20 protein-coding genes are annotated in these 20,795 nt (G+C 35.2%); 11 read left to right on the top strand and 9 right to left on the bottom strand.

The window, feature by feature from the left end; translation table 11 throughout:
* Positions 1–749 precede the first annotated feature (749 nt).
* The 10 genes from WBG07_RS09555 (at position 750) to WBG07_RS09600 (ending at position 12,690) form a co-directional block, all read left to right on the top strand.
* On the top strand, positions 750–1,094 hold the full coding sequence (locus tag WBG07_RS09555) for a single-stranded DNA-binding protein (protein ID WP_246906069.1): 345 nt from the start codon (positions 750–752) through the stop codon (positions 1,092–1,094).
* 77 nt (positions 1,095–1,171) lie between these two features.
* Positions 1,172–1,621: a JAB domain-containing protein gene (locus WBG07_RS09560; protein WP_303507660.1), complete on the top strand. Its 450-nt coding sequence runs from the start codon at positions 1,172–1,174 to the stop codon at positions 1,619–1,621.
* Positions 1,622–1,632: 11 nt separating this feature from the next.
* A complete protein-coding gene (locus WBG07_RS09565) occupies positions 1,633–1,830 on the top strand; it encodes a hypothetical protein (protein WP_246906063.1) in 198 nt (65 codons plus the stop codon).
* A gap of 433 nt (positions 1,831–2,263) precedes the next feature.
* Positions 2,264–2,644: a BfmA/BtgA family mobilization protein gene (locus WBG07_RS09570; protein WP_062054296.1), complete on the top strand. Its 381-nt coding sequence runs from the start codon at positions 2,264–2,266 to the stop codon at positions 2,642–2,644.
* An 11-nt stretch (positions 2,645–2,655) separates the two neighbouring features.
* The gene (mobB, locus tag WBG07_RS09575) at positions 2,656–3,687 is read left to right on the top strand and encodes a MobB family relaxase (protein WP_340200720.1); all 1,032 of its coding nucleotides are present in this window, start codon (positions 2,656–2,658) and stop codon (positions 3,685–3,687) included.
* A gap of 5 nt (positions 3,688–3,692) precedes the next feature.
* The gene (locus tag WBG07_RS09580; protein ID WP_340200721.1) at positions 3,693–5,276 is read left to right on the top strand and encodes a type IV secretory system conjugative DNA transfer family protein; all 1,584 of its coding nucleotides are present in this window, start codon (positions 3,693–3,695) and stop codon (positions 5,274–5,276) included.
* Positions 5,277–5,395: 119 nt separating this feature from the next.
* On the top strand, positions 5,396–7,447 hold the full coding sequence (locus WBG07_RS09585) for a site-specific DNA-methyltransferase (RefSeq protein ID WP_340200722.1): 2,052 nt from the start codon (positions 5,396–5,398) through the stop codon (positions 7,445–7,447).
* Positions 7,444–10,023 carry a DEAD/DEAH box helicase gene (locus tag WBG07_RS09590; RefSeq protein ID WP_340200723.1) on the top strand — a complete coding sequence of 860 codons (2,580 nt, stop codon included), beginning with the start codon at positions 7,444–7,446 and terminating at the stop codon, positions 10,021–10,023. The genes WBG07_RS09585 and WBG07_RS09590 overlap by 4 nt, the downstream gene beginning before the upstream one ends.
* Before the next feature lie 6 nt (positions 10,024–10,029).
* Entirely contained in the window at positions 10,030–10,875 is an 846-nt protein-coding gene (locus WBG07_RS09595) for an RES domain-containing protein (protein WP_340200725.1), read from the top strand.
* Positions 10,876–10,935: 60 nt separating this feature from the next.
* On the top strand, positions 10,936–12,690 hold the full coding sequence (locus tag WBG07_RS09600; RefSeq protein WP_340200727.1) for a DUF262 domain-containing protein: 1,755 nt from the start codon (positions 10,936–10,938) through the stop codon (positions 12,688–12,690).
* A 19-nt stretch (positions 12,691–12,709) separates the two neighbouring features.
* On the opposite strand, the gene WBG07_RS09605 is transcribed toward WBG07_RS09600, so the two are convergent.
* From WBG07_RS09605 to WBG07_RS09645, 9 genes are all read right to left on the bottom strand, one after another.
* Entirely contained in the window at positions 12,710–13,009 is a 300-nt protein-coding gene (locus WBG07_RS09605) for a hypothetical protein (RefSeq protein ID WP_340200729.1), read from the bottom strand.
* Between the two features lie 70 nt (positions 13,010–13,079).
* Positions 13,080–13,910, bottom strand: coding sequence for a DUF4138 domain-containing protein (locus tag WBG07_RS09610; RefSeq protein WP_340200731.1), 831 nt, complete (start codon positions 13,908–13,910; stop codon positions 13,080–13,082).
* A complete protein-coding gene (gene traM / locus WBG07_RS09615) occupies positions 13,907–14,836 on the bottom strand; it encodes a conjugative transposon protein TraM (protein WP_340200733.1) in 930 nt (309 codons plus the stop codon). Before traM ends, WBG07_RS09610 begins: the two co-directional genes overlap by 4 nt.
* Positions 14,837–14,866: 30 nt before the next feature.
* Entirely contained in the window at positions 14,867–15,481 is a 615-nt protein-coding gene (locus WBG07_RS09620) for a conjugal transfer protein TraK (RefSeq protein WP_340200735.1), read from the bottom strand.
* 11 nt (positions 15,482–15,492) lie between these two features.
* A complete protein-coding gene (locus tag WBG07_RS09625; RefSeq protein WP_340200736.1) occupies positions 15,493–16,335 on the bottom strand; it encodes a hypothetical protein in 843 nt (280 codons plus the stop codon).
* A 2-nt stretch (positions 16,336–16,337) separates the two neighbouring features.
* Positions 16,338–16,907, bottom strand: a complete 570-nt coding sequence (locus WBG07_RS09630) for a TrbJ/VirB5 family protein (RefSeq protein ID WP_340200738.1) — start codon at positions 16,905–16,907, stop codon at positions 16,338–16,340.
* 4 nt (positions 16,908–16,911) lie between these two features.
* Positions 16,912–19,314 (bottom strand): TraG family conjugative transposon ATPase, encoded by a 2,403-nt coding sequence (locus WBG07_RS09635; protein ID WP_340200740.1) that lies wholly within the window; start codon positions 19,312–19,314, stop codon positions 16,912–16,914.
* The gene (locus tag WBG07_RS09640) at positions 19,301–19,585 is read right to left on the bottom strand and encodes a hypothetical protein (protein ID WP_340200742.1); all 285 of its coding nucleotides are present in this window, start codon (positions 19,583–19,585) and stop codon (positions 19,301–19,303) included. Before WBG07_RS09640 ends, WBG07_RS09635 begins: the two co-directional genes overlap by 14 nt.
* A gap of 1 nt (position 19,586) precedes the next feature.
* A complete protein-coding gene (locus tag WBG07_RS09645) occupies positions 19,587–19,874 on the bottom strand; it encodes a hypothetical protein (RefSeq protein ID WP_073243663.1) in 288 nt (95 codons plus the stop codon).
* Positions 19,875–20,063: 189 nt separating this feature from the next.
* Here WBG07_RS09645 and WBG07_RS09650 point away from each other — a divergent pair, with 189 nt between their 5' ends.
* Positions 20,064–20,693 carry an N-acetylmuramoyl-L-alanine amidase family protein gene (locus WBG07_RS09650; RefSeq protein WP_340200744.1) on the top strand — a complete coding sequence of 210 codons (630 nt, stop codon included), beginning with the start codon at positions 20,064–20,066 and terminating at the stop codon, positions 20,691–20,693.
* Positions 20,694–20,795 lie beyond the last annotated feature (102 nt).

A 20,795-nucleotide genomic window follows, 5' to 3' on the forward strand; every position in this document is an offset into this window, starting at 1 on the left:
TAACTATAAGGAATATTTATTTTGTTTTGAGAAAATTTTATCTAAACTGAACTGACCAATAAATAGATTCAGAAATTTCATAATCCACTCAGCACATTCCCCTTCATTTCGCGAAAAGCTACATTTCGGAAAAAGAGCTTCGGTACATAAGTCTTGGACACAATCCCCAATTTCAGCTTTCCATTCCGTTAACCCTTCCCGATGCTCTGGGAAGGAACACTACATTCCATAGCCAAAATTGTGAATTAAGTCCGCTTGCCAAAGCGGAAAGCCATCACTTCGGTTTTCTTAACAGAATTTGCGGTAAGCCCTTCTTGAGTGCTTCCTAGAAAATTCTTAAAAACCGAACCGCTGTCTTACACATTTTAAGGGGTTTATAATGGATAAAGCCTTTATTGTTTTTCGGGTCGTCGAAAAACAGGCACGACATAACCAATTCTAATTTAACCACAGCTACTTATTTCGCTTAACTGTCGGTACGCTCAAACGCAACTGCGTTTAAAAGAATTGCTAATGCCCTTATGGAACTTGTCAAGACTATACAGAGTTTTAGTGAAAAATAAGGTTTCTACTTCCTTGAAAATCCAAGGATTTTACTACGTCGCAAACACACCTGATTTTACCTTAAAAGTCTTGACAAAACCCACTCTATCCATTGTGCGGTGCACGAAAGAAAAGAACAAACACCCCTTAAAATTTAATCTGTTTTAAATCAATAGGGGAAATATGAATCACTTAAATATTTTATTATGAGTACTATTAAAAATCACGTACAGTTAATTGGAAACGTTGGACAAGAACCAACAATTACGAACCTTGAAAGCGGAAAGAAAGTAGCCCGTTTTTCATTAGCCACAAATGAGTATTACAAAGACAGCAAAGGCGAAAAACAAACAGATACAAATTGGCATACAATTGTAGCCTGGGGCAAGACTGCTGAAATAGTAGAAAAGTATGTTCAAAAAGGCAAAGAAGTTGGAATATCGGGAAAACTAAAAACTCGAAGCTATACAACTGATGATAACGAACAACGCTATGTAACGGAAGTGGTAGCTGATGAAATCCTTTTACTTGGAAGTAAAGGCGATAAGTAAACCTAAAATGAAAGAGGGCGTAACAGTCGAAAGATGCGCCCTCTTTTTCATTATTCACATTTTAAATACTATAAACAATGAAAGCACAAGTTAACGAAATAAAAATAAGCTACAAAGGTGGACTGAAATCTTCAATGTGGCAGAAAATTAGCAGTTCACAAGATGCAGCTGAACTACTTTATGAAGATTGGGATAAAGATACCATAGGCATACAAGAAACCTTTAAAGTTGTATTGTTGAACAACAGCAATAAGGTAAAAGGGGTTTATCAACTTTCACAAGGTGGAATTACAAGTACGCTAATAGACCTTCGGATATTGTTTGCGGTTATTTTAAAATCTCTATCAGTAGCTATAATTTTAACGCACAATCACCCAAGTGGAAAATTACAACCTAGTGATGCAGATAAGAATTTAACGAACAAGATTAAAAAGGCTTCCAAACTATTCGACATTACCATTCTTGACCATTTGATATTTGCGCCTAATGGCGATTACTATAGTTTTTCTGATAACGGAATTTTGTAAAATAAACAGCTATGGTATATCTCAATTTTACAGACTTGAGCGAAGAGGCTCAAAACCGACTTTTAGAAAATTCTAAAAAAGATGTGGAACGAAAATTTGGGGATGCTATCCGTAAATACGTAAAGGAAAATTATATCTGTTTTGAAACGGTAATTGAGGAAGAAGCACTTCGGAATTTGTATTCTTACACATACGTATTCAATGTATAATTTTGTCAATTTTTAAATCCGACACCTCTCAATTTATTGGAGGTGTTTTTGTATGCAATTCATATCCAATTCAAGAAAAAAAATGTATCTTTACATTGCTGAAATTCAGCGCACAAATTAAAGTAAGGTTATCCAATTTTTGACTTTCGCCGATACGCTTACACATCGAAATTAAACATACTGGAAAATCATTTTCCTTGAAAATGGCAATCGGCTTTTTAGCCGGATTGTATGGATTTTTGTCCCGCGAGCGGGACGAAAAGGAATAGCAAGAGGGTAACACGCTGCGCGATGTTTCGGATTCCTTTTCGTTTTTAATTACCTGAAAATCAGTTAATTAAATTTATTATAATTTCTTAACAATCAATGATTTGCGACAAACGGGCTGGGAACGCCCATTTTTAGGGAAGATTTTGCGACAAATCGGCGAAATATGGACTCATTTACTGGAATTAGATTTAAAAAGGAAACCGCAAAACGTTTCCAAACTTTCTCACGCACTTACTTCAAATCGCACACCGAAGCAATGTCCACAATGCTGGATTTTTTCTTCTACAATGAAATTTCGCCAAAGGAAAAATTAGGACCGACTGGACGTACAATTGAAGCTAAATTACTCAAAAGAATAAATGCGGTCATTGCCATAATGCGGGATGTCGAAAAGACCCAAACCAAACCTACAGTGGCTATGATTCAATCTCTTTTTGAAACAGAAGAACCAACCAAAAAACCGCTGATTGTAGAAAAGAAATATGCCGAAGAAAAGAAGGAAGTCCGTTTTCGAGAAAAGCAAAACACAAGTAATCAACTCTAATTTTTTGAGCTATGTATATCACAATCACACCGCAAAAATTAGGCAACAATTATTCACAAAGTTCGGCTGATTTTGTAGGCTATTTAGAGAAAGAAAATCAAGGCTTGGAACAACACGATATGGAACACTTTTTCAATCAATATGGCGATGAGATTTCCACTGAAGAAGTAGTCAGAGAAATTGATGGAAACACCGCAAAATTAAAAAAGAAAGAACCCAAGTTTTATTCGATTACGGTTAGTCCTTCAAAATATGAATTACGAAAACTTCAGAACAACAGCCAAGATTTAAAAACCTACACTCGTGAATTGATGAAGGATTATGTGGCTTCATTCAATAGGGAAATTAATGGGCGACCCATAACCATCGATAACATAAAATACTATGCTAAAATAGAACACCAACGCACATTTAAAGGAACGGATAAGAAGATAAAAGAAAATCAACCTTTTGCTACAAAAATACTTCAGCTCAAAACGGATGTTCGAAATATTCAAGAAGGACGAGCTGAAGGAAATATTAAAACGATGAAAAAGGAAATTGCTAGACTGGAACGGCAAGCCCCACATCAACAAAATGGAAAACGGATTGTCCAGGGAATGAGAAAGGATGGAAACCAAAGCCATATCCATATCATCGTGAGCAGGAAGGATGCTTCTAATTCGGTCAGTCTTTCCCCAGGAAGTAAGCACAAAGCTTCTGAGGTTGAAATGCACGGCAAAAACGTAAAGCGAGGGTTTGATAGAAACAAATTTTTTGAGAAAGCAGAAAAGACATTTGACAAGACTTTTGGCTATAAACGAAACTTTGCCGAGACCTATAAGGCACGAAAGGATTTTGTAAAAAACCCTAAGCTATATTTTGCTGCTTTGATGAAATTACCATCTAACGAAAGAGCATTGGCTTTCAAAATGATGACGAAAACGGGATTGCCAATCGTTCCTAGTATTCCCGTTAGTCAAGCGCAAATTGCATTGCGGGTTTTCAAACGTTTAAGACGTGGCGCTGAAGTGGCCATCAAATCTAGTTCCATCGGAATCTAATTGGTATGGAGATAGATAATGTCATAACAATACTTTCAATTATTGGTTTGACCAGTACTGTTTTCTATGCGATGTTTCGAGTAAGCAAGTATGCGTTTCTTTTGAATATCGCAATGCTTTCATTTCTCATATTCTCTATTTCTGAAGGGAATGAATTAGTATTGATACTTCTTTATTTGGCGTGTCCTCTAATGCTAATCAATACAGGATTGTATGTTTTTCTGCATAAAACTGAGAACTCTCAAAATAGTAATACTAAATACCAAGTAAATTTTGGTACGAAGAAAGGAAACTTCAAATTAGATAATATTAAACGTGGCGCATCCGTCATCGGATCCGCCGGAAGCGGAAAAACCGAAAGTGTCGTTTATGGATTTCTAAGACATTTTCGGAAAGAGAGTTTTTGCGGAATTATTCACGACTATAAAGATTTTGAGCTGACCGAAATGGCTTATCCACTATTCAAGGATAGTGATATACCGTTTAAGGTCATTTCCTTCGATAAAATCATCCATAGGGTAAATCCTATTGCACCACGTTATTTAGAGAACGAGGAAAGCGTAAACGAGGTGTCGAGGGTGTTGATTGAAAACCTTTTGGAGCAAAGGGAACCAGGAACGACTGGTACAACAAAATTCTTTAACGATGCCGCTGAAGGTTTAATTGGTGGTTTGATTTGGAAACTGAAAATCGATTATCCCAAATATTGTACGCTTCCACATTTAATAGCCATTTATCAGATGCTCGATACCGATAGCCTAATTCAATTTTTGGAAACCAACACGACATCCAGAGCAATGGCAGATGCTTTTATTAGTGGAAAAGATTCGGAGAGACAAACCGCTGGTGTGAAAAGCACCTTGGCCAATGCGTTGAAACGAATTAGTACACAACGTATTTTTATGGCACTATCCGCAGATGAAGTGCCATTGAACATCAATAGCGAAGAAAATCCTGCTGTAATTTCCGTAGTCAATAACCCAAAATATGAAACGTCTTATTCGCCTGTAATTGCAACCATAATTCACACCATTACCAAACAAATGAGCGTTCGGAATTCCAAACCTTCATTTTTGTTGATGGAAGAAGCACCAACAATCCGATTATTAAATATGCACCGAATCCCTGCAACTTTGCGTAGTTATGATATTGCTACCATTTATGTAATGCAGGACAAAATTCAGAATGATATGATGTATGGGGATAAGGCAAGCAAGGCGATTTTGAGTAATTTGTCCTACCAGTTTTTTGGAAAGGTCAATGACCCCGATACCGCCAAATATTATGAACGCTTTTTTGAAATCATCAAAGACCCTACAAAAAGTATAAGCCGTGGACACAATCTCGATTTTGATACAAGGATTACGACTGGCGAAAAGGAAATTCCCAAAATTAGAGCAGATGTTTTTTTTAGATTAAAACAAGGCGAGTTTATTACCTATGCTGACGGAAAGGATAGGAAGGTGCAGTTTAAATTGGCTAATATTCAACGAGAATTACCGAAAGAATCAAAACAGTTTTCTCAGGCTGATTTAAAGGCTAATTTTGAGAAAGTTTATGAGGAAGCGAAGTCAATATTTATAAGGTAGTTGAGGGTTTTGGCACTCTTTTAATCGGGCATAAACGCAATTCTTAAAATTATCTTAATTCATCTTTTGAATCGTGAAATTATACTAATATCTTTAGCATCTATATTTTTTACCAGCCAATGACAGAATTAAGCCAAAGAGAAAAAGACTTTTTAATAGAAAAACTACAAAAGGGCGAGCAATTGCCCAATGACTTCAAGTATAAATTATTTCCCACTACCCAAAAAGAATATGAGCTTGTTTATGCTGGCAAAATGCGTAAAGAAGACATTCTTGCAGATGAAGACGGCGTAACTGCCGCACCTTTACAAATTGAAAGAACATACAATGGCGACCGTGAATCTTATCCTGACGGTTGGAAAAATATGATTGTCTTTGGCGACAACCTTCAATTTCTCAAAACGATTTATAAAAACGAAGACCCTCTTATAAAAGATAAGGTAAAGGGAAAGGTCAAATTAATCTATATAGACCCGCCGTTTGCTACTGAATCCGATTTTAATGCTAAACAAGGACAAAAAGCATATACTGATAAAACGAAGGATTCAGCATTTATAGAATTTATTAGACGCCGTTTAATATTAGCAAAAGAAATTCTTGCTAAGGATGGTGTTATATTTGTTCATCTTGATTACAAAAAAGCTCATTATCTGAAGATTGTACTTGATGAAGTCTTCGGAGAAAATAATTTTATTAATGAAATTATATGGAAAAGAAAAGGTGGAAGTGCTAATCCTAGTAATAAGTTAGGAGTTGTTAATGATAGCATCTTTTTTTATTCCAATTCTAATAATTTAGAGCTTAAACAACTATTTACTAAAGATACACCTGAGGCACAAAAATATATTGAAGAAAGATTTAATAATATTGACGAAAATGGCCGAAATTATTTAAAGTCACCTATAGTTAGTCCAAATTATCGAGAAAATCTTTGTTATGATTATAAAGGCTATAAACACCCACCAAATGGATGGTCTATTTCGGAAGAAATAATGGTTCAATGGGATAATGAAGGAAAATTATATTTTCCTGAAAAGGGGAAGCGTATCTATAGAAAAATATATTTGGATGAATATCCTGGACAGCCTATACAAAATCTTTGGACAGATATTTTTGTGATAAATCCAATGGCAACAGAACGAGTTGATTACCCTACCCAAAAGCCTGAATCGCTTTTGCTCAGGATATTAGAATTAGTGACTAATGAAGGCGATTTGGTTATAGATTTCTTTGGAGGTAGTGGTACCACGGCTTCTGTTTGTGAAAAAACAAATAGAAAATGGGTTGTTTGCGACATTGGTAAACTTGCATTTTATACTACTCAAAAACGACTTTTAACTATTCAGGAATCGAAAAGTCTATTAGGCTCAGATGAAAAGTATAAACTTTTTTCGAAGAGTTTTGCCACGGTCAACACGGGTTTTTATGATATTGAAAAGCTATTTACTCTCAAGCACCAAGAATATCAGAACTTTGTTCTCAATCTTTTTGAAGTAAGCCCTAAATCAAAAAAGATAGCCGGTATTGAATTTCAAGGCGAGCGTAAGGATGGCTATGATGTAATGATTTGGAAGTATTGGGAGCATAAGGATGCAGCTGTCGACGAAGATTACTTGGAAATTCTTCATAAAAATATAGGCAAAAAAGTAGGCGACCGTATTTACATTATCGCACCCGCTAACTCTGTCCAGTTCATTGATGATTATTATGAAATCGGTAATGTGCGCTATTATTTCTTGAAAGTACCCTACCAAATTATTCAAGAGCTGCACAAAGAGAAATTCAAAAAATTCAGACAACCTACCAGTTCAAGTAACGTAAATTCACTTGAAAATGCAGTTGGCTTTCATTTCATCCGGCAACCCGAAGTCAAATCATCGTTTGATAAAGGAACAATTACCATAGAAGCTTTCAAAGCCTACTATCCTGATGAAGACACCTTGGAAGATATTCCTGGTCTTGAAGCTTTAGCTATGGTTGTTGTGGACAAAGATTATAATGGTAAGGAGTTTTTGATGTCCGATGTGTTTTTTGCAGCTGATATTATTGACGAAAATGGTCAAGCTCAGGTTGCAATAGAAGATTGTGGCTCTAAAGTGAGTGCAGTTTATATCGATATTTATGGCAATGAATTCCGTGAAGTATTTACCAATAAAAATACGAAGGGATGATTCAGGAAAAAAAACGATACGACACGAAGGACTTAATTCTAAAAGTAAATCAGTTTTATAACCAAAGTGAATTACCGCTTCCATATTGGGACAGGTTTTTGGATGCACTTTGTGGAACAAGAGAATATCAAAAGGAGGCCATTAAAAGCTCAATTATTTATTTAGCGTCTAAAGAATATGCTAATATTCAAGAGTTAGTTTCCAAAAATCATTATCAGAATCCTCAGCTACGCGAAAGATATCCTGAACTTGAAGATTACCACCGTAAAATTCAACTACCGTCTAAACTATCTGCAACGATAGACCTAGCCACAGGCACGGGTAAGAGTTATGTAATGTACGGTATAGCACAAATTTTATTAGGCTTAGGTCTGATAAAGCGAGTTCTTTTATTGTGTCCATCTACTACAATAGAAAAAGAATTGCATAAAAAGTTTTTGGCTTTAGTTTCTGACCCTGTTTTAAAAGATACTATCCCAGACTCTGCAATAATTAAAAACCCAAGTATTGTTGATGGAAGTGTAACCGTGGACGAAGGTGCCATTTGTATTGAAAATGTCCACGCTGTTTATGAAAGAACGGGTTCATCAATTGAGGATAGTTTTGGTTTTAAACGAGGGTTTGATACTCTGGTGCTAAACGATGAAACCCATCATATTTATAATAAGATTTCTGGAAATACAACTGAAGCAAGAGGGCTTAAAGTTTGGAAGAAATTTTTATTGGACGACGGCTATAATTTTAAATATATGCTTGGTTTTACTGGTACAGCCTATATAGGCAATGATTACTTCAATGATGTTATCTACAGATATTCTTTACGAGAAGCAGTTGATGAAAAGTTTGTAAAGAAAATTAATTACGTCTCAGAAGATGATAGTATAAACGAAGACCAAAGATTTCAAAAAATATATCAGAACCATAGGAACAATAAGGTTACTTATAAAGATGTAAAACCATTAACAATTTTGGTAACCAACAATATAACCAATGCCAAAAGACTTGAAACGCGACTAGTTGAGTTTTTAATGTTGGAGGAAGGTTTGGAAGAACAGGAAATTCGGGATAAGCTGGTAATGACAGTAACCTCGGATAAAGTGCACAAGCACAATGTAGTTCGCCTTGAAGAAGTGGACGAGCAGGACTCAACAGTAGAGTGGATTGTTTCTGTTTCAATGCTTACAGAGGGTTGGGATGTGAAAAATGTGTTTCAAATAGTTCCTATGGAAGAAAGGGCTTTCAATTCTAAATTGTTGATTTCTCAGGTGTTGGGTAGAGGACTAAGAGTACCGCCCGAATATATAGGCAATGCAGAGGTAACGATATTCAATCATTCCTCTTGGGGTTCAAAAATCAAAGGACTCGTAGATGAAGTACTGGAGTTAGAAATGCGATTGGAAAGTTCTAACATAACTGATGGGGATAGGAGTAAATTTCATTTTGACCTCTACAATATAGATTACAACAAGATTGAAAAAGCCGTTGAAAACAATAAAAAAGAAAAGGAATTCAACTATAAAGACTACATAAATTTAGAGTCTTCGGTTGACCAAGTGAGCCAAGAGACTACTTATACAAATCTTGCCAATGAGTATAAAGGTGTAGAGTACAAGATTAAAAACCGAATGACGCCTATTAAGGAAATCGTTGATAAAATCTATCACGAGTTCCAAACTAGGGAATGGGAAGGCGTAACACTGAACCTGCAAGAAGGACAATATACCAAAAACAATCTTCCACCTAAAGAAGAGATTACAAAGCTGATACGTCGCTCAATGGACAAGGTTGGACTTGAAGGGGATGAATTGAACGAAAAGAACAAGAGAAATATTTTCTCATCTTTCAACACGCTTTTGAGACGGAAGAACAAGTCACTTGAATTAGTAAGGAAAGCCCAAAAACCTTATATCATCTCAACTAAAGAAAGAATTAAAGAAACGTTATCGGTTGGTAATTTGCGACATAATTCCACAGTGATGTACTCAAATAATTACAATGAAGAAGTAAAGGATACAGATGTTCTCAGTTTTTTACAGGACGTTATTGATGACCAAGACATACGCCAAGGTGCACATCGTCAGGCAAATAGTTACGATTTTAAAACACCTGTTGATATAGTATTTCTCAACGCAGCACCAGAAAGAAAATTTGCTGAAAAGCTGGTTAGAAACGAAAATGCCAGTGTTTTGGACGCTTGGCTAAAATCAACCAATCAAAGTTTTTATACTATTGAGTATTCATTATCAAGCAAATCAGGTAACCACACAAAACAAGGCAAGTTTAATCCGGACTTTTTTGTCAAAACCTCTGATGCGGAAATGGAATACATTACTGTTGTAGAAATTAAAGATGACCAAGACTATTCAGACTTAAATAGAGCGAAGTTTAAATGGGCAACTATTCATTTTCAAGAATTGAATAAACAACTTGAAGAAAATAATGTGAATCAACGATATAATTTTCATTTCCTAAGTCCTGAAAATTATGATGATTTCTTTGAATATTTAAGAAACGGCAAGTTAGTTCAAGGGTTATTTACAAGTAATTTAGACAAAGAATTAAGTATGTCGAGCTAAAATAATATGACTGTTGAAAAAGTAGAAAAAGCTATTGCCCTGTTGGAGGCAATTAATCCCGAAAATGAATACGCTTATGAAAAAGCGGTTTTAGCTTATTTGACAATTGGAAGGCTTCCGGTATTACAATATGATATTCCTGCTCAATCAGTTTTTTTTAGAACACGCACCCACGAAAACAATGATTTATTCCCATTATTATCTGATATTTCAATAACACCTAATCAATTTGTCAAGGACTTTGCAAGATGTAATCGACCCTTTCAATCCAAATTCTATTGTTCAGAGAATAGACCTACTTCATTTGCTGAGTTGGTTGAGTATTGGTCAGATACGAAAGATTTTGGAGACAAGCTGTATGTCACTATTGGGCGATGGAAACTGAAAAAACCTCTAACGGGTATTATAGTAACAACACCTGACATAGAGCATAGGGTTTCAGAATTTGATAAAGAACACGGAGCTGTAATGGAAACTTTTATTGAACAAACTGACCCGGAAATAAGAGGAGCCACAGTATTGTTTTACAGGTTTCTGTTTGAAAAATTTAGAAAATCAGCAAAAAATGACCGAAAGACATATATCATAACAACAGCCTATTGCAATGTGGCTCTTGCGCATTCCGAAGGCAAAGTTGATGGCATATATTATCCGAGTGTCCCATTTGGTGGACAAGGAATCAATTTTGCTATTAATTCCGATTATGTTTCAGGAAATAATCTTGAACTCACTCATATCTTAAGAAATGAATTGACCGTTTCTAAAAATGAAAATGGGAAACACGGATTTACAGAAACAAGAAAGGTTGAAGCATCTGGATTTGATATTAAAAGTAATTCAATAAGCTGGTAAGGATTTGTAGAAAACCAATCATCATCTAAATATTATGAACTAAAACCAACCAAATATTTTATGTCGTTTCAAACCCCAATTACAATTTCTGATGCTATTGAGAAAATAGACTCAAATCAATTTTTACTTCCAGCTATTCAAAGAGAATTTATATGGAATCACTCAAAGATAGAATGGCTATTCGACTCAATAATGAGAAATTATCCAATAAGCTCTTTTCTCTTTTGGAAAGTTGAGGAAGATACCTCAAAGGGCTATCGATTCTATAAGTTCATCAATGAATATCGCGAACGATATAAAACCCACAATGAAGAAATTTCGACAAACGGCATAAATTCATTTAATGCTGTTTTGGACGGACAGCAAAGATTGACATCGTTGTACTTGGGCTTAAAAGGTAGTTTTGGTTATAAAGAGTATCGGAGAAAGTGGGAAGACACAGAATGGAGTATTCCAACACGCCATCTGTACTTAAATATTACAAATGAGCTTAAAGACGAGGAGGATGGAAGGATTTATGAGTTCAGTTTTCTTGAAAAATCTGAAACAGAAGAATCAGAGATTTACGAGGCAAACGAACAGAAGTGGTTCAAGGTTGGTTCGATATTAAATTACATCGAAGATGAGAGCTTTGATGATTTTGTAGAAGAGTTTGACAGTAGTTTTTCGAGAAAGGCCATCCGGCAGTTGAGGCGAACAATTTTGGAAAAGCCAATCATTAATTACTTTCTTGAAAAAGACCAAAGTTTAGATAAAGCCTTAAATATTTTCATTAGAATAAATAGCGGCGGCGAGCCTTTGAATTTTTCAGATTTATTGATGTCGATTGCAGTTGCAAACTGGACAAAAAAAGACGCGCGTAAAGAAATTCATAAGCTTGTAGATAGTATAAGAGACAAAGGCTTTTCAATTTCCAAAGACCTAATATTGAAATCTTTTCTTTACTTATATAGCCGAGATATTAAATTTAGAGTTACAAATTTTTCTAAGGACAATGCGAAGGATTTTGAGACAGAATGGGAAAAAATTAGAGATTCAATTTTGTCAACATTTGATTTGATTAAGACATTTGGATTTACAGATTACACTTTGACTTCCAAGAATTCTGTAATTCCAATCATTTATTATCTGTACCATAAGGACATTTATAGAGATTATTCAACAAAAATCGAATTTAAAGAGGATAGAGGAGCTATAAAAAAATGGCTTCATGTAGTGTTGATTAAAAGGATTTTCGGTGGTACATCAGATTCTGTGTTATCTCAAATTAGAAGGACTTTTACAGACAATGTAGTTGAAACGAAAATTAAGCCCGAAATCGCTTCTTTTCCAGTAAATTCCATTTTTAATCACATCAGAAAAGATACGAGCGTTGGCGATGAATTTATTGAAGAAGTCTTATTTACACAAAAGGACAATCAGTACGCTTTTTCTATTCTTTCTCTATTATATCCAGATTTAGATTATAGAAATAATAATTTTCATAAAGACCATATTCATTCAGTATTTGAATTTGACAATCTTGAGGATTTCGACAAAGAAAACTATGGTTGGCACACATACAATTCTATCTATAATCTTCAAATGTTGGATGCAAACGAGAATATGTCCAAGAGTAATATGAATCTATTGGATTGGGTTGAGAAAGAAACCAATGAAAATAACAGAACCCAATTTTTGAATGCTCATTTAATTCCAGATGTGGACTTGAATTTGAATAATTATGGAAATTTCCACGAAAAAAGAAAAGAATTACTGTTAGATAGAATGAAATTTCTATTAAACGAAAAAAATAATGTTTCCAAGATGGTATAATAATTAAATGCAATCTCACTCAAAAAGGCCCTTTTTCCCTAGGACCTTTATTAGTTACTTTCCATTGGTCATTTTCTTTGACGAGCTTAAAGATGCCAGGCTTATTATCATAATTAGAACTGTATTTGACCCACGCGATATCAGTCTCGATAACTTCATCTGATATTGTAACACTTGCATCATTATCTGCATCTGGCACTAAACCCTGAATCATTATTAAACTATCATAGCCATCGGAGGTTGTATGTTTTTTTAAAGTGTTATTATCTTTAGCATAAAAACTTTCTACCACAATTTTCGCGGTTTCTGATGGCGACATATTCTTGGTTTCAGAACAAGAAATGAATAAAAGTACGAGTGAGCAAATGACTAAATTTTTCATAATATTATTAATTTGGGTTATTGATATATCTATGCGATATATTCAGTTTTATATTGCGTTCGCCATCATTCTCATTCAATTCCAAAATTGCCCTACGGTCATTCGATAACGAAAATTTAGGCATTACATAAATAAACCGTACTATTTTACCTTCTGCAATTTTTGAAGGCAGAAAATGCTTGTAAATAGGTTCTTGATACAAACTCTGCAAAGATTTCTTTTTCCCTTTTTGTCGAGTTTCGATTGAGAGGTTCAAGAAATTCAAATCGTAATCCATCGTAGAATTATTCTCAATCTGGACAACGAAGTAGAGTTCTTCTTTATCAAAAACAACATTTTCAACATTCAAGACAATGCCCTGTGTTCGCTTCTTAATCCGACCAATACGTTGGTTTCTGTTAAGAAGATAGGAGCAGAATTTTTGATAATAGTAGGTTCTGTTATCTATATTTTTTTCAGAAGTTACAACCTGAATCGAATCGGTTACAATTGGTTTTTCATTTCCAATGCTATTTGATAATGGAATGAAATAATTGAGCTTTGATAGCTGCTTTTTATATCTTACAATATACGAAAAAATTGCACCATTTCTATTGACTACCAGTAGATTACTTTCTTTCCCAGGCTTCGCCTGAAGTAATCCGAAATACTGTTCTTTTTCACGATTGTAGGTAAAGACAAAATTATCTGAACCGGTTATGCCCTGTCTTATGGGTTCTGGGAAAAATAGCGCAACATTTTTAGTGTCGTTCGCATAAATTGTGTCTAGTACTGTGTCTGTTTGTGCTTTTGTAAAAGCAGAAATCAATGCTATCAATATTAAAAATAGGGTTCTCATAATTTTGGTTTTAGTATTAGTCTATAATTGTTCAATACGGTCACTTTAACTTTCCTGTTAGTACGTCGAAATACTTGGGTAAGTCCACCCACTTGTGGAACAGTTGGAATGTTGATATCTCCTATAACATCATCCAGTACTTCCGTAGTAGCTTCTGCCCTGAAATTGTTCTGTACATAGATGCCTTCGCTACCATCCAATAAATCGAAAGCTTTAAGTTTGGTGGGATGATGTTGTATGTTTTCAATCTCGATTAAAGCACGATTGGGCTGAAAACTGATAAACCCAAAAACAGGTGTGTTCTTTGGCATCAGCTTACCGTTGATAGTTGCTGATTTAGTAAGGCGCATTCGTAATCGGGTATTTGCTTTGACAACCTGGTCGCCATCTACAACTACATAAATAGTTGCATCTGTATTGCCTATAATCGAAACTTCATTGGGTTTAGGGGAAGCGGCAAAGAACAGTTGGTGTTCCAGCCCCAATTCTTTAGCCTCAATTTTTTGTTCTCGCCTTATTTCGGCAGAATCTGTTTGCTGGACATTGTTTTTAGCAACTTTCTTTTGCCCAAGGTTTTGATACTTCTTTTCAGAGTATTGAATTTTACCAGCATCATAAATACTGTCTACAATGCGTTCTTTTTCCCGTTCTGGAAGGTCTGGGTCATAAAAGCCCAAGGAATCAATGAGTTTTTCGTCATAGATGCTCGGCGCATTATTTTCGCGCACTTCCTTTAAATCGTTTATGGCATCCAGTTTTGAATCATACTCTTTTTGGTTTTCGTCCAAATCGGGTACTAAGGTCTGTTCAAGGTTTTCATTATCACTTTCATCCTCACCCATTATCAAAACGGAATAGGAAATCAGGAATATGAAAATCACAGCCAATACAGCTGCAAAAACAATTTTATTTTTTTCTACTTTCATAATCGTGGTTTTTAAATGCCGATTATCGGCTCAATTTTCATCGTTTATTTTTTTTAAAGTGTTCTCGAAATAGTTTGTAATCAACAATCCGTGGGGATTGTTTGGAAAGTTTCGGTCTACAGGAATTAAGTTTCCACTAGAAACAAGTTCGTAGGTATCGATTATTGAACCTCTATTGATTTCAAAAATGGTAACGGTTCTAAAGACATATGTTCCGTTTTGTTCTTCGATTTGTGAATCAATACTTAATACTTTTTGAACTAGCGAATATTGCAGCAAACGGTTATAGACACCATCCGCTTTTTTCTGTCGATATAGATTATCCACGGAACTATTGCCCAACCAAAGTGCCTTTTCCAGATTACGCTCGTAATTACTGGCATCGATATTATAGAAGTAGTTGTGGAACAAGTCTAAATGAGCTAATGCTTCTACCTTGAAATTTTCTTTTTGGGTTACGAGTTTTAGGGGAATAATACTGCCATCAGTATTAATAGCAAAAGCACTATTAAGAGCTTCTTTATTCGTCTTAAATGCCATCCATAGTGAAAAGGTGCTCGATAGCATTGCTAAAATGACAACTGTCAACACGATAAATCTGTTCAACTTTAAGACTGCATAGATGTTTTTGTAAGGTGTTTTCATTTTCATTGGAATTAACTGGTAAACAATCTGAGGGTAAACGATGTGGCTCGTTTGTATAATTTGAATTTTAGAAAAACAATGAAACCAACTGACCCAAGTTGAACCACAGGTGCAAAAAAGCCCTGGCCAACATCTGTCCCAAAAAGGTTTGTCCAGAAGTTCGTATTGATTTCAGTATAGAGGGCATTTACAAATACATTGACCAAAAAGAAGGCAGGCACTAACATATAAACAGCAGCGTACAATTTGAAAAATGTATAAGCAAGAGAACGGAATTTTTCAAAAACTGCCAGACTAATAACCAGCGGAAAAAAAGCTTGCATTATACCCAATAAAAAATAACGTTCTGCAAGGAATAGCGGGTAGATGAACAAATCCAAAATCCAGAGGATAAGGCTGATGATAAATGCAAATATTTTGAATCCGAAAAGTGGTGTAACTAGAGCCTCATATAATAAGGCCATTGCCGCTTGAGCGGCCTCTAAAAAATTTATTTCTTCTTCTATGGGGATATCCTGCATTTGTAATGGCAATAAAGCCGGTGCTGTACCACGATATTGTCCTTCTATGGATACCAAGATGCTATCAAAGAAACCGAGTACCTGTGTCGAGAATATGACCAGAATAACAATCGCAAAATTCTTCATAAGTTCCCCTGGGCTTAATCCCCAAGTGTAACCATCTTTATCCGCAATACCTTCGTTGTATTTTTTAAGAATATTGACCAGAAAGAACAATACAGCAAGCGTTTTCATTCCGGCAATAGTGTATTGCGAAAAACTGCTGTTCTGTATTGTTTGAAATACCGCATCGACGTATTCCAGTCCAATCCCTAAAAATATGGTTGCGGTCATTATTAGTATTCTGTTTCTCTATTATTTACTTTATCCTGCATTTTTCTAAAGGAAATGATATCACGATAGCGCTTAGTTTTTGTCTGGATGTTAGAAACCATTTCTTTAGATTCCTTTTCTTTTTGTTTTAACACTTCAGCACGTTCGGCGTCGGACATTTTTAGATTATCGCTAGATAATATCTCGCCCATAAAATCAACCGTGTCCAGAGAGTTTTGGACAATGGCATCAAATGATTCCGCAACCCTTGTAACTTCCTCTGGTTTGATGTAAGGCGAGTTTAAGATATCCTGTAAATCGTTTTGCATTACATTGATAAGGCGTTGGTTGTTCTGTGCAATTTCCTGAACCGCTCTGAGTTGCTGCACTACACTTGATACTTTCTCGATGCTTTCCTTAGCATCTTTTAAAAACTGTACAGATTTAATAAGTTGACTCGTCTGCTTTGCAGATTCTACGAGAGATTTTACCAAACTTACAAAGTTGGTATTGTCATAAACAGGCATTCCTTGAGCTTTAATGTTTAAGCTGAACAATAATGCCATTGAGAGTATTAAAATTTTTGTCTTCATAATATTATGTTTTAGATGTGAATTCTTTAATTGCCAATTCCATATCATTGGTCTTTTCATAAATGGCCATTATGACCTCGTTTTCTTGTCCATCGGTTAAGTAAGCTGCATACACTTCTTTAGGAACGTCAAGCCTGAAAATGTTGCTTTCCTTTCCTATTTTGATGAACATTTCGGTGTACTTCCGTGGTCCGGAAAGATTGTTTTTGATGGACTTTAATTGGTTCAAGTCGTGGCTCGAAAGATTGAGTCTTTTTACCAATTCGTCATAGCCTTTTTCGTTATTCAGGCTATAAATGACCTGTGTGTTTTCTAGTATGCTTGCTGATGTTGAATTGTTGGGAAGCTGATTTATGGACTGAAGAATAATGCCTATCGCACCATTCTGTTTACGAATGGCTTGATAGTAGAATTCAACACTTTCCAATACGTTATCAAACTTTAGTTGCTTTGCAAACTCATCGAAGAGAATAATGCCTTTTTCAGCTCTGTTTTTCCATATCGTTCTTTGGATGGCTGACTTAATCAACTTCAACATAACGGAAAGGATTTCCTTATTATCCTTTACTTCATCTAGCTCAAATACAATCAATCGTTTATCCTCGATTTTATAGGTCTGGTCTTCACTTACTTCAAAAAGGAAGCTATATAGACCATCGCCGACATATTCGGACATTACGTGCAAGAAGCTTGTAATATTGAAGTAGTCGGGATGGATTTTCAAGGTATTCAAGAGGTCTTTCTGATTCCTTTCTATAAAGTTGTAGAAACCATCCAGCGAATGATTTTCGGAAGTGTTGTTGTAATAATGGCGCAATATCTTTTTGACCGAAACCGATTGTGCCTTGGTCACTTTTAAATCTGAGGCGAACAGTTCAAATAGGAAAACAGACAAGTCTTCCAAACGTTCAGGTGTTAGGTCATTTGTATCACTTATATAAAAAGGATTGATACCCAAGTTTTTGCCACTTTCATAACGAAGCACAGTATATTTTTCGGGATAGAGTTTGGCAAATTTGGTGTAGGATCCACCGAGGTCAATTATGACCAGGCGGACACCACTTTCAAAATACTGGCGCAGAATGTTATTTGCCAAAAAGGACTTACCTTCACCAGTAGGTGCAAAAATGGCAAAGTTTCTTGCCTTAATGCGCTTCTTGCGCTCATCCCAAACATCTTTTAAAACAGGAACATTGTGTTCCCTATCATTAAAGATGATTCCAGTAGCATCAGAATTGTAGTTTGTGTTGTTTATAAACAGGCATAGAGCGTGCTTTAAATCGGTAACATATAAATCGTTATTTGAAAAATTGGAAGAAAAACAACAGTAACTATTGAGTATATAATTCTTCCGTTCCTCACCTCTAGGATAGTATGGAATGATGTCCAGTTCCTTAAATTCAGTTTTGATTTTAGAACCGATTCGACTTAAATTTTCTGGATTCTTATCCCAATAAATTATATTCAAATGACCACGAATAATGCGAGCATTATCATCCGCATTTATTTGGTCAAGGATATGCTGAATTTTACCGAGGACTACTTTATTCTGAGAACCGAAGTTGGAACTTTTGTTGAGTTCCTCAACTTTCTTATCAAGTAACTTGCGCCACTTCTGTTTGTCATCCAAATAAAGGATTTGGTTGACGATATGATTTTCGTTAAGCGTAAGCCCTAAGCCATCAATAAACCCTTGATGAAACACAAAATCGTCAGAAGTGAATTTCTCATTGGTCTTGCTACTCTGTACACTTTCGCCAAAGCACAGTTCGCTATTGATAGCCAGGGCATCAAAATGGTTTTCGCCAATATTGACGCTTTTTTTATCTAATATGATATCGGTGTCAAACCCATCATTAAAGCCATTGAAATATCCGTTGGTTAACTGCTGTATTTCTTTCGCTTTAAGCGAAATAAAACTCATTTTTCTGCTATTGTTTATAAAGGAAACAGAGTCACTAACAGCCCCAATAAAGCTCTTAATGTTGTCATCTAATCGTTGGACAATTCCATTGGAAACTTTGCGGAAAGGGTTGACGTATTTTGAGTTATTCAGAGCTTTGTTCTTAGTTAGCGTAAAGAACAAAAAGCAACGATGTTCCATATAGTCGCGCCCTTTGAAGTGGTCGTGCGTTGCCTTTTCTAAAAACGTTGTATCGGGAAGTGCTTCTGAAGTATAGGTCTTTTTTAGGTAGATGTCCTGTTTTTGGACTACTGTACCAATAGGCAATGATTTCAGGGCCTGAAACCAAGCCCCGTGAATGTCTTCAAAGTCTTTTTCGGATAGTGAATAAATTTCTGGCAACGTACCTTCATAGCACAGAACAACATTGCCATTATTGGCAAATATGATATTGTCTTGAATATCTACAATAGGTTGATATGCTGAAAGATTAATCTTGTTCATAGTCGAAGCCTGAGTTTTTTTTATTACTTATTATTCTCGGAAAAGCCTTAGCCATTTGAAAAATTTGTGGGTTATGTGTTATTCTTGTTAGGGCAACATATAAGGCGGCATTAAAAACAAGTACACCAATTATTATCCCGAAGCTGAAAGAGAAGATGATGACGAGCAGCGAAGCCAAAATAGAAACCATCATCAGGGCAAACAGGGAAATAGGCAGCCCAAAAATGACTGCCCTTTTCCTAATGTTTTTATAGACCTCGAAGCGTTTCATCTTAAACAACAATACCTATTAAGTATGTGAAGATGCCGACAACTGCGCCAGCAATCAAAACAAACACAAGCACTCTAGTAATTCCTTTTTTAAGGTCTGCGTTTTCCCCAAAGAAATGTCCTGCATTAAACAAGAAACCAACAAGAAAAATGACACCAAGTAAAATTGGAAATATGGTACGTATGGTATCGCCCACATCGTTAACGGAATCTTCAATTCCCCCAATTTGAGCAAAAAGTGATGTTGAGAGCAACGATAAAAAAGTTGCTAAGTAGATTGATTTTTTCATAATAAAACTGTTTAGATTTTTTATTCATTTTCTCTTTCTGAAATTTACATATATTTGTACATAAATAACTGAAAATCAAATATTTGTGAATAAAATATTATTTGAAATCAATTGAATTTAATTGCTGCTATTTGGCATCAAATTTTATGAGTTTTTGAAGGAAAAATGTTGATAACCTGAAAATTGAAAATGAAAAAAGTGCTCAAAAACGTCAGTTTTGTGATTTTGGTTCTAAAAATGTGTATCGTTTTAGGACAAGAAAAGAGTACTCAAAAACGAATTATAATTGATGTTGGACACGGTGGAAAAGATACTGGTGCAATAGGCATAAATAAAATCCAAGAAAAGGACGTTGTATTGGATATTGCGAATGCCATTTTGAAGCTAAATGATGAATTAGATAAGCCTCTGGACATTTATTTAACCAGGTATACTGATACACTCATTTCGCTATCGGATAGAACGAAGCTGGCCAAAGCTCTAAAAGCTGATTTGTTTTTCTCTCTACATTGTAATCATTCAGATAATCCGGATGCAAGAGGGATAGAAGTTTATGTTTCACAAAAGCAAGCAAATAATTCTAAAGAATCTATTTATATAGGTTATCAATTTGAAAAAGCACTTTGCAAAGCTATAGGATATGAAAGTAGAGGTGTGAAGTTCGCAAATTTTCAGGTACTACGTGAAACTATTGACTATTGCCCCTCGGTTCTTTTGGAACTGAGTTTTTTGAGTAATGGGGATGAAAGCAGTTATATTTCTGCTTCTAAGAATATCAAATTAATTGCCTTCGCCATTTTATTATCTATTAAAAACTAATACTATTATGAAAGATATATTTTTAGAGTTGACAAAAAGTTTAAAAGCTATTGTGATACAATTCATTGCAGAAGTAGTTTTACTATATAAATCTTTTAGAAG

Origin of the sequence: Ascidiimonas meishanensis, assembly GCF_037782385.1 — a bacterium.
Classification (GTDB): Bacteria; Bacteroidota; Bacteroidia; order Flavobacteriales; family Flavobacteriaceae; genus Ascidiimonas; species Ascidiimonas meishanensis.